Source organism: Methylobacterium trifolii (assembly GCF_022179685.1).
Taxonomy (GTDB): Bacteria; Pseudomonadota; Alphaproteobacteria; order Rhizobiales; family Beijerinckiaceae; genus Methylobacterium; species Methylobacterium trifolii.
In genome coordinates this window covers 1-13,587 of sequence record NZ_BPRB01000077.1, presented here as the reverse complement: position 1 = coordinate 13,587, position 13,587 = coordinate 1, and the positions used below count along the sequence as shown (strand labels likewise).

General features: G+C 73.5%; 10 protein-coding genes. 1 reads left to right on the top strand and 9 read right to left on the bottom strand.

Features of this window, described 5'->3' with window-relative positions:
- A partial coding sequence (locus COGEMETH_RS07470; RefSeq protein ID WP_373875328.1) for a leucyl aminopeptidase family protein occupies positions 1 to 1,403 on the top strand: 1,403 nt, incomplete at its 5' end.
- Positions 1,404 to 1,463: 60 nt separating this feature from the next.
- On the opposite strand, the gene COGEMETH_RS07465 is transcribed toward COGEMETH_RS07470, so the two are convergent.
- The 9 genes from COGEMETH_RS07465 to COGEMETH_RS07425 form a co-directional block, all read right to left on the bottom strand.
- Positions 1,464 to 3,692 (bottom strand): FG-GAP-like repeat-containing protein, encoded by a 2,229-nt coding sequence (locus COGEMETH_RS07465; protein WP_238181980.1) that lies wholly within the window; start codon positions 3,690 to 3,692, stop codon positions 1,464 to 1,466.
- A gap of 199 nt (positions 3,693 to 3,891) precedes the next feature.
- The gene (gene chrA, locus COGEMETH_RS07460; RefSeq protein WP_238181979.1) at positions 3,892 to 5,280 is read right to left on the bottom strand and encodes a chromate efflux transporter; all 1,389 of its coding nucleotides are present in this window, start codon (positions 5,278 to 5,280) and stop codon (positions 3,892 to 3,894) included.
- Positions 5,281 to 5,282: 2 nt separating this feature from the next.
- Positions 5,283 to 6,455, bottom strand: coding sequence for a M20 aminoacylase family protein (locus tag COGEMETH_RS07455; RefSeq protein ID WP_238181978.1), 1,173 nt, complete (start codon positions 6,453 to 6,455; stop codon positions 5,283 to 5,285).
- Between the two features lie 64 nt (positions 6,456 to 6,519).
- Positions 6,520 to 6,996, bottom strand: a complete 477-nt coding sequence (gene cueR, locus COGEMETH_RS07450) for a Cu(I)-responsive transcriptional regulator (protein ID WP_238181977.1) — start codon at positions 6,994 to 6,996, stop codon at positions 6,520 to 6,522.
- Entirely contained in the window at positions 6,993 to 9,509 is a 2,517-nt protein-coding gene (locus tag COGEMETH_RS07445) for a heavy metal translocating P-type ATPase (RefSeq protein ID WP_238181976.1), read from the bottom strand. Before COGEMETH_RS07445 ends, cueR begins: the two co-directional genes overlap by 4 nt.
- A 68-nt stretch (positions 9,510 to 9,577) precedes the next feature.
- The gene (locus COGEMETH_RS07440) at positions 9,578 to 10,828 is read right to left on the bottom strand and encodes an ATP-binding protein (protein WP_238181975.1); all 1,251 of its coding nucleotides are present in this window, start codon (positions 10,826 to 10,828) and stop codon (positions 9,578 to 9,580) included.
- 11 nt (positions 10,829 to 10,839) lie between these two features.
- Positions 10,840 to 11,892, bottom strand: coding sequence for a lysylphosphatidylglycerol synthase domain-containing protein (locus COGEMETH_RS07435; RefSeq protein WP_238181974.1), 1,053 nt, complete (start codon positions 11,890 to 11,892; stop codon positions 10,840 to 10,842).
- Between the two features lie 162 nt (positions 11,893 to 12,054).
- A complete protein-coding gene (locus tag COGEMETH_RS07430) occupies positions 12,055 to 12,699 on the bottom strand; it encodes a uracil-DNA glycosylase (protein WP_238181973.1) in 645 nt (214 codons plus the stop codon).
- Entirely contained in the window at positions 12,686 to 13,444 is a 759-nt protein-coding gene (locus COGEMETH_RS07425) for a PIG-L deacetylase family protein (protein WP_238181972.1), read from the bottom strand. Before COGEMETH_RS07425 ends, COGEMETH_RS07430 begins: the two co-directional genes overlap by 14 nt.
- Between the last annotated feature and the right edge of the window lie 143 nt (positions 13,445 to 13,587).

Sequence of the window (13,587 nt, the reverse complement as noted above, 5' to 3'; positions counted from 1 at the left end):
CCTCCGCCCAAGCCCCCACCGGCCAAGCTCCCACCGGCCTGCTCCCGGCGGGCACCCCCGGCATCCCGGTCGGCTTCGTCACGCCGGCGGGCTGGCCGGAGGCCGAGGCCGGGCTCGACGCGCGCGCCCGCGCCTTCGCCCAGGCGACCGGCTTCACGCCGAAGGCCGGAAGCCTCTGCCTGCTGCCGGGCGCCGAGGGGGAACTCGCCCGCGTGCTGTTCGGCCTCGGCGACGTGGAGGCCCCGGCCTACGACCGGCTGCTGGCCGGCAAGCTGCCGGGCCTGCTGCCGGCGGGCCGCTACCGGCTCGAGGGCGCCCCGGAGCCCACTGAGTCGGCTCTCGCCTGGCTGATGGGCAGCTACCGCTTCTCCCGCTATCGCACCGCCCCATCCGAGGGCGCCCGCCTCGTCGCGCCCGAGGGCGTGAATGCTGCCGAGACCGGGCGGATCGCCGCGGCCGTGGCGATGGGGCGCGACCTCGTCAACACCCCGGCCAACGACCTCGGCCCCGCCGAGATCGAGGCGGCGGTCCGCGCGCTGGCCGCCCGCCACGGTGCCGCGGTGGCGGTGACGGAGGGCGAGGCTTTGCGCAAAGGCTATCCGCTGGTGCACGCGGTCGGCGCCGCCTCGACCCGCCCGCCCCGCCTGATCGACCTGACCTGGGGGCCCGCAGATGCTCCGCGCGTGACCCTGGTCGGCAAGGGCGTCGCCTTCGACACGGGCGGCCTCGACATCAAGCCGTCGGCCGGCATGCTGCTGATGAAGAAGGACATGGGGGGCGCCGCCGCCGCGATCGCCGCCGCCGACATGGCGATGGGCGCGGGGCTGCGCCTGCGCCTGCGCCTGCTGATCCCGGCGGTGGAGAACGCGGTGGCCGGCGACAGTTTCCGCCCCGGCGACGTGCTCGCGAGCCGGGCCGGCCTCAGCGTCGAGATCGGCAACACCGATGCGGAGGGGCGCCTGATCCTCGCCGACGCCCTGGCGCTGGCCGATTCGGAGGCGCCGGACCTGATCCTCGACTTCGCCACCCTCACGGGCGCCGCCCGCGTGGCCCTGGGGCCGGACCTGCCCGCCTTCTTCACCGAGGACGACGCCCTGGCCGAGGCGGTGGCCCGGGCGGGCCGGGCCGCGATCGACCCGGTCTGGCGGATGCCCCTGCACGCCCCCTATGCGGGCCTGCTCGATTCCAAGGTGGCCGACCTCAACAACGTTTCGGGCGGGCCCTTCGCCGGAGCGATCACCGCGGCCCTGTTCCTGCGCCGCTTCGCCCCACGGACGCGGGCCCACGTCCATTTCGATCTCTACGGCTGGAACCCCACGACCCGGCCCGGCCGGCCGGAGGGGGGCGAGGTGCAGACCGCCCGCCTCGCCTACGCCCTCCTGAGGGCGCGCTATCCGGGCTGACCGTCGCCGCATCGGGCCGCGCGGAGGGACGGCGTCGTCCCGTCCCTCCACGCGATGGTTTTACGCCAGGAGGAGGGGCGCTGAACCCTTGACCACCCCGTAGGACCCGCCGTTGCCGACGCCGTTGCCGCCGGCGTACTGGCCGTTGGACACGAGCCAGTCGACCACCGCTCCGCCGCTGTTCTGCAAGGCGATGTCCGCCGTGCCGTCGCCGTTGTAGTCGCCCGTCCCGACGATGGTGTAGCCGACCGAGTTGCCGACCTCATTGCCCGACACGGCGCGACTGTTGCCGACGATCCAGTCCACGACCGAGCCGCTGCCGTTCTGCAGCAGGACGTCGGTGGTGCCGTCGCCGTTGAAGTCTCCGGTGCCGACGACGCTGTAGCCGCCTGCCTCGCCGAGGACGTTACCGGAGACGACCTGGCCGTTGTTCATCGTCCAGGCCACGACCGTCGAACCGTTCTGCAACAGGATGTCGGTGGTGCCGTCGCCGTTGAAGTCGCCTGTGCCGACGACGCTGTATCCGCCCGCTTCGCCGACGGCGGCGCCGGAGACGACCTGTCCGTTGTTCATGGTCCAGGTCACGACCGAGGAACCGCTCTGGAGCACGATGTCGGCCGTACCATCACCGTTGAAGTCTCCGGTGCCGCGCACGGTGTAGGCGCCCGCAGCACCGATCTCCCGGCCGGACTGGACGCGGCCGTTGCTCATCGTCCAGGTCACGACCGAGGAGCCGTTCTGGAGCACGACGTCGGCCGTGCCGTCGCCGTTGAAGTCGCCTGTGCCGCGCGCGACGTAGGCGCCGGCCTCGCCGATGCCGTTGCCGGAGGCGTAGAGGCCGCCGCCCATGATCCAGTCGACGACCGAACTGGCGCTCTGGAGCAGAAGGTCCGACGTGCCGTCACCGTTCAGGTCGCTGGCGGCGGTCCTGGTCAGGTTCATGGTCGCGTCGGTGAAGCGCAGGCGCTCGATCCCGGTCAGCGAGTCGGTGCCCTCGGAACTGGTCACCGTGTAGGTGCCGGTGCCGGTGCGGGTGACGGTGGCCGCCGAGCGGGCGACGTTGAAGGTCGCCGTGTCGATGCCCGCGCCGCCGTCCAGCGAGTCGTTGCCCGCCCCGCCCGTGAGGGTGTCGTTGGCGGCGTTGCCGATGATGGTGTCGGCGCCCGCGCCGCCGATGGCGGTCTGGATCAGGGTGCCCTGGGCGATCGAGATGTTGTTGGTGAGCCCGGCCGCGCTGCTGAAGCTGCCGGCATTCAGGTTGATCCGCGCGGCCTGGCTGAAGCCGGACAGGTCGAGGGTGTTGTTGGCGCCCTGGTTGTAGAGGGTGACGACCGGGCTCGTGTTCTGGGTGAAGTCGAACAGGGTGCTCAAGGTACCGGTGATGTTGCTGTTGAAGCCGTAGACCTGCCCGCCAGTGAACTGGGTCTGGGCCGAGGTCGGCGCCCCGTAGAGCTGCTGGATCGCCAGGATGTCGCCCTGCATCACCGTGTGCGAGACCTCGCGCGTGGACCCGTCCGAGGACGAACCCCAGTTGGTGCCCATGACGGGATAGCTCGCGCCGTACTTGGCGGTGCCCGACTGGTTCCAGCCGATGTAGGACATGATCGACCACATGCGCTCGTCGTAGGCGCTGTACTGATCCACCGCCGGGTTGACCGTGCCGTTGTAGGCGCCGCCGTGGCCGAGGCCGAGAAGGTGGCCGACCTCGTGCACCACGGTGGCGAAGCCGTAGCCCGCGCTGGTGGTGAGGGAGCCGCTGAGATCGAAGCCGGCGACGCTGGTATCGATCGAGATCAGGGCCTGACCCGTATGCTGGCCCAGCGTGCTGCCGCTGCCGTTCGACACCGGTCCCGACTGGTAGGCGCCCATGTCGCTGCCGCGCCGGATCAGGACGTCTGCGGCTCCGCTCGATGCGGCGGCGACGAAGGTCACGTTGGCGACCGACGACCACAGGGCGAAGGCGCGCAGGTAGGTGGACTGCTCCGTGGCGGTGAAGCCGGCGGCCCCGTCGAAGGCGTAGGAGATGGTGGCGCCCGTGCCGGCGGTGGCCGAGCCCCACTTGTTCGCGGTCTGGCCGTTCCCGGCCCAGAAGCCGGTGCTGGCCACGGTGCCGTCGGCGTTGAGGCCGTTGATGAAGGAGACTTCCTGCGCGAGGGTCGGCGAGACAGGCCCGACGGGCGGCGCGCCGTCGCCGGGATCGGTCCGGACGTTGGGGGGTCGCCGGTCGATCGGGATCATCCCGACCTGCTGGCTCGAGAGCGGTCCGTCGACGGTGCTCGTACCTGTCATTTCGTGTTCCCCCGCGCGGTCAGAGCCGGCTTAGTTTATCGTTTGTCGGCGACCGCACGTTTCTGTTTGGTATCTGCACTCGCGACGATCGGCGCCTAGTCGAGGCGCGGGCGCGATTCAAGATGCCCGGCGAAGGTTGGGACGCAGGGACAAGTTTTTCGGATTGCGGTGTTGGATTTCGGCAGCAAACGCCTGCCCGTCAGGCCAGGCCGGCCGCCTGGAGCAGCATCCCCGCCCCTGCGCAGGCCGCCAGCGTCGGCAGCACGCCGGCGCGGGTGGTGAACACCGCCAGGATCGCGCAGAGCGCCAGCAGGAGGGCCCAGGGGTTCAGGCTCGCCAGCACCGGAAGGTCGAGCCGGACCGGGCCGGCCGCCACGGTCCGGGTCTCGGAAAAGATCGCGTGGATCGCGAACCAGACCGCGAGGTTGAGGATGACGCCGACGATTGCGGCCGTCACGGCCGAGAGGGCGCCCGCCAGAGTCCGGTTGCCGCGCAGGCGCTCCACGAAGGGCGCGCCCGCGAAGATCCAGAGGAAGCAGGGCGCGAAGGTCACCCAGGTGGTGAGCAGGCCGCCGAGCGTGCCGGCCAGCAGCGGCGGCAGGCCGCCGGGGTTGCGGTAGGCCGCCAGGAAGCCCACGAACTGCGTGACCATGATGAGCGGGCCCGGGGTGGTCTCGGCCAGCCCCAGGCCGTCGAGCATCTCGCCGGGCCGCAGCCAGCCGTACTGCTCGACGGCCTGCTGCGCCACGTAGGCGAGCACCGCGTAGGCGCCGCCGAACGTCACCATCGCCATCTTCGAGAAGAACAGGGCGATCTGGCCGAACACGTCCTGCCCGCCGAGGGCGAGCAGGATCGCGCCGACCGGGAGCCACCAGACCGCGAGCCAGAACGCCACGACGGGGAGGGTGCGGCCCGGCGCGGATCGTTCCCCCGCCTCCCCCGCGTCGCCGAACAGGTAGGGGCCGCCGGCATCCTGCGCGGGCCCGTCGTGCCCGGCGCCCCGGAACTGCGGCAGGCCGACGCGCGCGCCGACGAAGCCGATCGTGCCGGCCGCCAGCACGATGGCGGGAAAGGGTACGTCGAGGACGAAGATCGCAGCGAAGGCGGCCGCCGCCAGCCCGACCATGGCGCGGTTGCGCAGGGCGCGCCGGCCGATGCGCTGCACCGCCTGCAGCACGATGGCGAGCACGGCCGCCTTCAGGCCGAAGAACAGCCCCGCCACCGGGCCCGCCTGGCCGTGCAGCACGTAGAGCCAGCTCAGGGCCATGATGGCGACGGCGCCGGGCAGCACGAACAGGCCGCCCGCCACGAGCCCGCCGCGGGTGCCGTGCATGAGCCAGCCGATATAGGTCGCGAGCTGCTGCGCCTCCGGGCCGGGCAGAAGGGTGCAGAAGTTCAGGGCGTGCAGGAAGCGGTTCTCGGAGATCCAGCGCCGCTCCTCGACCAGGATGCGGTGCATCACCGCGATCTGGCCCGCCGGCCCGCCGAAGGACAGGGCCGCCACCCGCGCCCAGACCGGCACCGCCTCGGCCAGGCTCACCGCCCGCGGAGCCTCGTCCCGGCCGGGCCGGCCTCCCTGCATCGGCATCGTCAGGCCTTCAGCGGCAGTCCGGTCTCGATCAGGCGCGCCCAGAGGGAGGCCCCCAGCGGTGCGGCGGCGTCGTCGAAATCGTAATGCGGGTGGTGGAGGGCGGCGCTGTCGCCGTTGCCGAGGAACAGGTAGGCCCCGGGACGTCGGCCTAGCATATACGAGAAGTCCTCCGCCGCCATCATCGGGGCCACGTCCCGGTCGACGTTGTCCTCGCCGACGAGTCCGGCGGCCACGTCGGCCATGAAGGCGGCCTCGGCCGGGTGGTTCTCGGTGACGGGATAGCTGGCGCCGAAGGCGACGCTGCCCGTCGCGCCGAAGCCTGCCGCCACGCTGGCGACGATCGTCTCGATGCGCGCCTTCATCAGCGCGCGCACCGGGCTCGACAGGGCGCGCATGGTGCCGCGCATCGTCACCGTCTGCGGCAGCACGTTGAAGGCCTCGCCCGCCTCCAGGGCGCAGACCGAGACCACGGCCGATTGCAGGGGGTCGACGTTGCGCGACACGATCGACTGCAGGGCCACGATCACGTGGCTCGCCACGAGCACGCTGTCGATTGCGTTCTGCGGCAGGGCGGCGTGGCCGCCGCGGCCCTCGATCGTCACGGTGAAGCGGTCGGTCGAGGCCATGATCGGGCCGGGGCGGATCGCGAACCGGCCGAGCGGCAGGCCGGGGATGTTGTGCATGCCGTAGACCGCCTCGATGCCGAAGCGCTCCATCAGCCCGTCCTCGACCATGGCCTCGCCCCCGCCCCCGCCCTCCTCGGCGGGCTGGAAGATCAGCACGGCGGCGCCGTCGAAGTCGCGGGTCTCGGCGAGGTAGCGGGCCGCCCCCAGCAGCATCGCGGTGTGCCCGTCATGGCCGCAGGCATGCATCCGGCCGGGCACGGTCGAGCGGTAGGGCAGGTCCCGCACCTCCTGGATCGGCAGGGCGTCCATGTCGGCGCGCAGGCCGATCGCCCGGTTCGAGCCCTGTCCCCGCCCCCGGATCACGCCCACCACGCCGGTGCGGCCGATGCCGGTGACGACCTCGTCGCAGCCGAAGCCCGCCAGCGTCCGCGCCACGAAGCCCGCGGTGCGCTCCACGTCGTAGAGGAGTTCCGGATGGGCGTGCAGGTCGTGGCGCCACCCCGCCATCGCCTCTGCGAAACCCTGGATCCTGTCGATGACGGGCATGCGTTCGGGACTTTCACGGCCGGTATGCCCGGCCCGTCCAGCAAACAGAGGGCCACGGCGCCCGTCAACGGCCGTGCTTGTTAACGCCCGGTGCCTGGAGGCTGCGCCGTTGCTGGCCCTGCGGCGGCGGACAGGCTGGCGCAGCGGAGAGATCGTCGAGGATCGGGCAGTCGGGGCGGTCGTCGCCGCAGCAGGTCTCGGCCAGCCGCTCCAAGGTGCGGGCCATGCCCTCCAGGTCCGCGATGCGGCGGCGCAGGTCGGCGATCTGCTCCAGGGCGATGGCCTTGACGCCGGCGCTCGGCCGCTCCCGGTCGCGCCAGAGGGCGAGCAGGCCGGCGATCCCCGCGACGGAGAAGCCGAGGTCGCGGGCGCGGCGTACGAAGCGTAGGGTGTGGAGGTCGGCCGGGCCGTAATGCCGGTAGCCGGATTCCGAGCGGGCGGCGGCCGGCAGCAGGCCGGTCTCCTCGTACCAGCGGATCATCTTGGCCGAGACGCCGGAAAGCCGTGCCGCCTCGCCGATGGTGACGGGTGCCTCGCTCATGCCGGCCGCGCGGCCAGGGTGCCGGGGCGCGGCGGTGGCGTCGGCCCGCCCGCCCGGCGCAGGCGCAGGGCGTTGGCGAGGACGAAGACGCTGGAGAGCGCCATGGCTCCGGCGGCCAGCACCGGCGAGAGGGCCGGGCCGCCGAACAGGGTGAGGGCGCCGGCCGCCACCGGGATCAGCGCGACGTTGTAGGCGAAGGCCCAGAACAGGTTCTGGCGTATGTTGGCCATCACCGCCCGCGACAGGGCGAGCGCCTCGACCAGGGCATCGAGCGAGCCCGACATCAGCACCACGTCGGCGCTCTCCACCGCGATGTCGGTGCCGGTGCCGATGGCCAGCCCCACGTCGGCCTCGGCCAGCGCCGGCGCGTCGTTGATGCCGTCGCCGACGAAGGCCACCGGCCCGTGCGCCGCCCGGAGGCGCTTGACGGCCTCGACCTTTCCGCCGGGCAGCACCTCGGCGGCGACCTCGCGGATGCCGAGGCTATGGGCCACGCCCTCGGCGGTGCGGCGGTCGTCCCCCGTCACCATCGCCACGACGAGCCCCTGCGCCCGCAACGCGTCCACGGCGGCGCGGGCGCCCGCCTTGATCGGGTCGGCCACCGCGAGCACGGCGGCGTGGCGCCCATCCAGCGCGACGTGCAGGGGGCTCCTGCCGGTCCCGGCCAGGGTTTCCGCCCGCTCGGCGAGGCCGGGATCGAGGGGGATGCCGAGGCGGTCCATGTAGCGGCGGGCGCCGACGGCGACGGCACGGCCCGCGACGCGGCCGGAGACGCCGAAGCCTTCGAGCGCCGAGAAGCCCTCCGGCTCGGGCAGGCTCAGGCCCCGCGCGCGGGCGCCCGCAACGATCGCCCCGGCGACCGGGTGCTCCGAGCGGGTCTCCAGGGCACCGACCAGCGCCAGCACGTCGTCTTCCCGAATGCCGGGACCGCCAAAAAAATCGGTGAGGCGGGGGCGGCCCTCGGTCAGGGTGCCGGTCTTGTCGAGGGCGACCACCCGCACGTCGCGCAGGCGCTGCAGGGCGGCCCCGTCCCGGAACAGCACACCGCGCTCGGCCGCCCTCCCGGTGCCGACCAGGATCGAGGTGGGGGTGGCCAGCCCCATGGCGCAGGGGCAGGCGATGATGAGCACGGCGATGGCGTTGACGAGCGCCGGGCCGAGCGCCGGGGCCGGGGCGAGCGCCAGCCAGGCCAGGAAGGTCGCCAGCGCCACCGCGATCACCGCCGGCACGAAGCGGCCGGTGACGCGGTCGACGAGGGCCTGGATCGGCAGCTTGCCGCCCTGTGCCCGCTCGACCATCGCCGCGATCTGCGCCAGCACCGTGTCGGCGCCTACCGAGCCGACGCGCAGGTCGAGGCTGCCGGGGCCGTTGAGGGTGCCGCCGACCGTGGCCGCGCCCACCCCCTTGGCGACGGGCGCCGGCTCGCCCGTGACCATGCTCTCGTCGACGTGGCTCGACCCGGAGACCACGATGCCGTCGGCCGCGATCCGCTCGCCGGGCCGGACCCGGACGACATCGCCGACGCGCAACTCCCCCAGGGGCACCTCGACGTCCGTGCCGTCCCGCAACACGCGGGCGGTCTTCGGGGCGAGGTCCATGAGGCGGGCGATGGCCCGACCCGCGCGGCCCTTGGCGCGGGCCTCCAGGGTCCGGCCCAGCAGGATCAGGCCGACGATGAGCACGGCGGCCTCGAAGTAGAGGTGGGCGCTGCCCGCGGGCAGGCTGCCGGCCGCCAGAGTCGAGACCAGGGAATAGAGGTAGGCCGCCCCCGATCCGAGGGCGACCAGGGCGTTCATGTCAGGGCGCCCGCGCAGCAGCCCCGGCACCCCGCGGGCGAAGAAGCGCCGGCCGGGCCAGGCCAGGACCAGGGTCGCCAGCACCGCCTGGATCAGGGCCGGGGCCCGCTCCCCCAGTGCCTGCGCGAGGGCGTGGTGGAATCCGGGCACAAGGTGGCCGCCCATGTCGAGGACGACGACCGGCAGCCCGAGCAGGGCGGCCAGGATCAGGTCGCGCCGCAGGCCCGCGGCCTCTGCCTCCTGCCGTGCCGCAGGGCCGGGCCTGCCGCCGCCGGCGACGGCCGCCTCGTAGCCGGCTGCGGCCACGGCCGCCTCCAGGTCGCGCACCGCCACGATCCCTTCGGGGTAGCGCACGACGGCGCGACCGGTGGCGAGGTTGACGCTCGCGCCCGTGACGCCCGGCACCCCCGCCAGCGCCGCCTCGACGCGGCCGAGGCAGGAGGCACACGTCATCCCTTCGACGGTGAACACCGTTTCGGTCCCGGGCACCGGATAGCCGGCCTCGGCCAGCGCCTCGGCGGCCCGTGCCGGCGTGGTCTCCGGCGGAAGGGAGAGGCTCGCCCGGCCGGAGGCGAGGTTGACCGACACGCCCCGCGCGCCGGGCAGGGCCGCGAGCACCCGCTCGACGCGTCCGACGCAAGCTGCGCAGGACATGCCGGCGACGGGAAAGCTGAGGGGGGCGTGTGGCACGGGGGCGGGTCCGGTTCGGTCGTCCATGCCGCCCCATATGGACCTTCCCATCATGGGAAGGTCAAGGATCGCCGAGTTTCAAGGATCGTGGGCGCTCAAGGATCGTCCCTGCCCGGATGTTCCGGCAGGGAGACCCGGACCGAGGTGCCCGCGCCGAGCACGCTCTCGAAGGAGAGCCGGCCCCGGTGGCGGTTCAGGCTGTGCTTGACGATGGCGAGCCCGAGCCCGGTGCCGCCCTGCTGCCGGCTGGAGGCCACGTCCACGCGATAGAAGCGCTCGGTCAGCCGCGGGATGTGCTCCGGCGAGATGCCGGGGCCGTCGTCGCGCACGTCGAGGACGACCTGCCGCCCGCGCCGGGGATCGGTGTCCCGCGAGAGCGCGACGCTCACGGTGCGGCCGCCGTACTTCACCGCGTTCTCGATCAGGTTCTCCACCACCCGGAGCAGCTCGTCCGGGTCGCCGAGCACCGGATAGGTCCCCTCCCCCGCCTCCAGCCGGATCGCCACGCCGCGCTCGACGGCCAGCGGCGCCTGGGCATCGACCATCTGGCGGGCGAGCGCCCCGAGATCCACGATCCGCGTCGGTGCGACGTGCTCGCGCAGCTCGATCCGCGAGAGGGAGAGCAGGTCGTCGATCAGCCGGGTCATCCGCTGCGCCTGGGTGCGCATGATCGCGAGGAACCGCTCGCGGGCCGGCCCGTCGTTGCGGGCCGGACCCTGGAGGGTCTCGATGAAGCCGAGCAGGGAGGCCAGCGGCGTGCGCAGCTCGTGGCTGGCGTTGGCGACGAAATCCACCCGCATCGCCTCCAGGCGGCGGGCGGCGGTGAGGTCGCGCAGGAACAGCACCACGTTCGGGCCGGAGCCGTCCGGCATCGGCAGGGCGCCGATCTGGACCTCGAAGGCCCGCTCCAGGGGCACGCGGGTGCCGTAGACGGTCTTCAGGGGCGCGCCCGTGCGCAGGACCTCCTCGATGCCGTCGAGTACGTCGGGCGCGCGCAGGGCGAAGGAGAGGGGGTGGCGCAGCCGCATCAGCGGCAGCAGGGCGCGGGCGGCGGGGTTGGCCTCGATCACCACGGCCCGGCGGTCCACCAGGATGACCGGATCGGGGATGTTGGCCAGCAGCGCCTCGGCCACCGCGTGCCGGTCCGCGGCCGCGGCCACCGCCGGCCGCGGCAGGACGGGGAGCCGGCGGCGGGCGCCGAGGCTGCCGCCGACGCAGATCGCGGCGAGGCCGACCAGGATCGTGGTGTCGTCGAGCGACCCGCGCAGGGCCAGGAAGAGGCCGACCAGGGCGGCAGCTATGGCCGCGCCCGTCCAGGCCGAGGGGCTGCGCGCGTCCGGCGTCATCGCGGGAGGCGTCAGGGCTTGCCGGAGGGGGCATCGCGCGCGCCGCCCGCGCGCTTCACGATCTCGTAGGCGCCGAGCATGGCCAGCGCGCTCACGAAGGGCACGAGGTAGTAGCAGCCCCGGAACAGAAGCAGCGAGGTCAGCACCTGCTCCCGCGGCAGGCTGGACAGGGCGATCAGGATCGTCGCCTCGAACACCCCGAGGCCCCCCGGCGCATTCGAGGCGATGCCGATCATCGCCGCCAGCACGTAGACCGCCAGGAAGGTGGTGAAGCCGATGGTCAGCCCTGCCGGCAGCAGCACGTAGAGCACGGCGGCCGCCGCGCAGACGTCGCCGATGCCCACCAGCATCTGCCCGATGGAGACCGAGGCGCCCGGCAGTTCCAGCCGCCAGTGCCGCACGGTGACGCTGCGCTTCTTGAGGGAGACCCAGGCGAGGTAGCCCAGCACCATGGCGAGCGCGGCCAGTCCCACCCCCTGGTTGATCCGGATGGAGGTGAAGGCCAGCCCCGCGAGCTGCCCCGCCTCGATGATCAGGCTGAGGCCCAGCACCACGCCCATGCCGAGCCAGAAGGTGAAGCCGGCGATGACGGTGAGCGCGGCGATCTTGGCGGCGCTGAGCCCGTGCCGCGAATAGATCCAGTAGCGGATCGTGCCCGCCGTCAGCAGGGGGAAGCCGAGGGTGAAGCTCACGGCGTAGCTGGTGAAGGAGGCCAGCGCCGTGATCCGGTAGGGCACCGTGATGCGCAGCTGCCGCAGGGCGAGGGCGTCGTAGCCGGTGAGGAAGGCGTAGCTGATCGCCACGAACAGGAAGGCGAGGCCGAGCTGCTCGCCGGTGGCCGCCGACAGGGCCTGCCGGACCTCCTCCCAGGTGACGCTCTGGACCAGCTTCCACAGCACCCCGAGGGAGACCGCGAACAGGACGATGCTGGCCGCCGTGCCGATCCAGGCATAGCGCCGCGACCGGCGCTTGCCGGCAGCCTTCGCGACGCCGTCGCCGGCCGCCTCGCCCTCGACGGGCTCGGCTCCCTCGACCGTCTTCCTGTGCTGTCCCTGGACGTTCATGCCCCTCGGTGCCCGCCTCCCCCGGATATCCCGCCCGGCCCGACGCGGGACGGCAGGTCCGGTGCCGGATGATCCCGGCCCGCGGCCCGTCGCCCGCATGTAGGACCATCGGCGCATGAAGGCCAGCGACGGAAGGCAGACCCTTGCCACGCCTCCGCCGCGTCAGGCAGCGTTGCCCGCCCCCCGTGTCCGCAGGATGACGGCGGCCTGCGCCAGCCCGGCGCGGATGCGCGCGGGCACCTCCGGCGACGTGCAGACGTAGGTCGGGCTCGGGTGCGGCACCCGGATCACGGGCAGGTCCGGGCGCAGGGCCGCGACCGGCGCCGCCCCCTCCCCCGCGACCCGGCCCGCGAGGACGACGACGCAGAGCCGCGGCAGCAGGGTCAGCAGCGGGGCGAGGTAGGGGGCGGCGGCGCGCATCTCCGCCGGGCGGGGCGCTCGGTTCGGGGCGCCCTCCGCGTGGATCACCCACGGCACGGCGTTCCAGATCAGGGTGTCGCCGCGCGGAATTTCTTCCCCGGCCAGGAAGCGGAACAGGTTGGCGGCGGTGCCGGTGGGGTTGTCGCGGGAGACGATTCCGGTGCGCACGATCGCCGGGCCCGGGGTCTCCAGCAGGAGCAGCAACCGCGCGTCGACCCCGCCGTCGAGGGGGTCGGCATCGGGCACCGGCGCGCCCCGCTCGGCCGCGATCCGGTCGGCCAGCACCCGCAAGGGCAGGACGTGGGGCGCGTGCGCGAGTGCGCGCCGGGCCGCCAGAACCTCCGGATCGCCGAGGCTCTTCGGGGCGGCCGGCTCAGGGGGCCGCATCGCGGCCGGGCAGTCCTGCGGGAAGCGGGCCGGAGACGCGGAAGCGCTCGACGCCCTCCTCCCGCGCCAGCCGGTCCAGCAGGCCGGCCTCCCCCCCGAACTGGAAGCCGATCTGCGTGGCGTAGGCCGCGCAGGCCCTGGCCTTGCGCAGCTGCGCGCCCGGATCGAGGGCGACCGTGCGGACCGGCCGGTCGGCGAACAGGGGGCGCAGCGGCTGCTTCGGCTCGGCGTCGCGCACCGTGTAGGGAAAATCGCGCCACCACAGCACGGGCGCGGCCGGGGCCGCCTGTCCGAGCGCCCGCACCGCCTGGACGTGGTCCACATGGCCGCCGATCGCCTGGGGCGCCAGGATCAGGTCGGGGCGGACCGCCCCGACCAGGGCAGCGAGGCCCGGCACGAGGTCGGCCACCACCGCGTCGTCCGCGCGGGTCTCCGAGAACAGCGCCTGAGCCGACGCGTAGCCGCGGTGCGGGGCCTCGCGGAACGGCAGGTGCTCGGTCGCGACCCCGAGGATGCCCGCCGCCTCCAGGTCCTCCGCCCGCCGCAGGGCCATGTAGTCGACCTCCGGCCCGAGGCCCTTGTCGAGCTGGCAGGCCAGGGCGAAGCCCCGCGGCTCGGGCACGGAGGCCGTGAACAGCGTCGCCATCACCACCCGCCAGCCGGCGTCGGCCAGGGTCGCCAGGGTGCCGCCGCAGGAGAACACGGCGTCGTCGAGATGGGGCGAGAGGGCGAGCGCGACGGGCATTTCTTTTGGGGTTTCGGTGGCGGGGAACGGAGACGCTGCTCCGTATTCATACATATCTGCGCAGCGGAACCGGAGAGGTCGCTCGGAGCGCTGGGCGGCCCCCTCTCCCGTGCGGGAGAGGGTTGGGGAGAGCGACTGTCTTT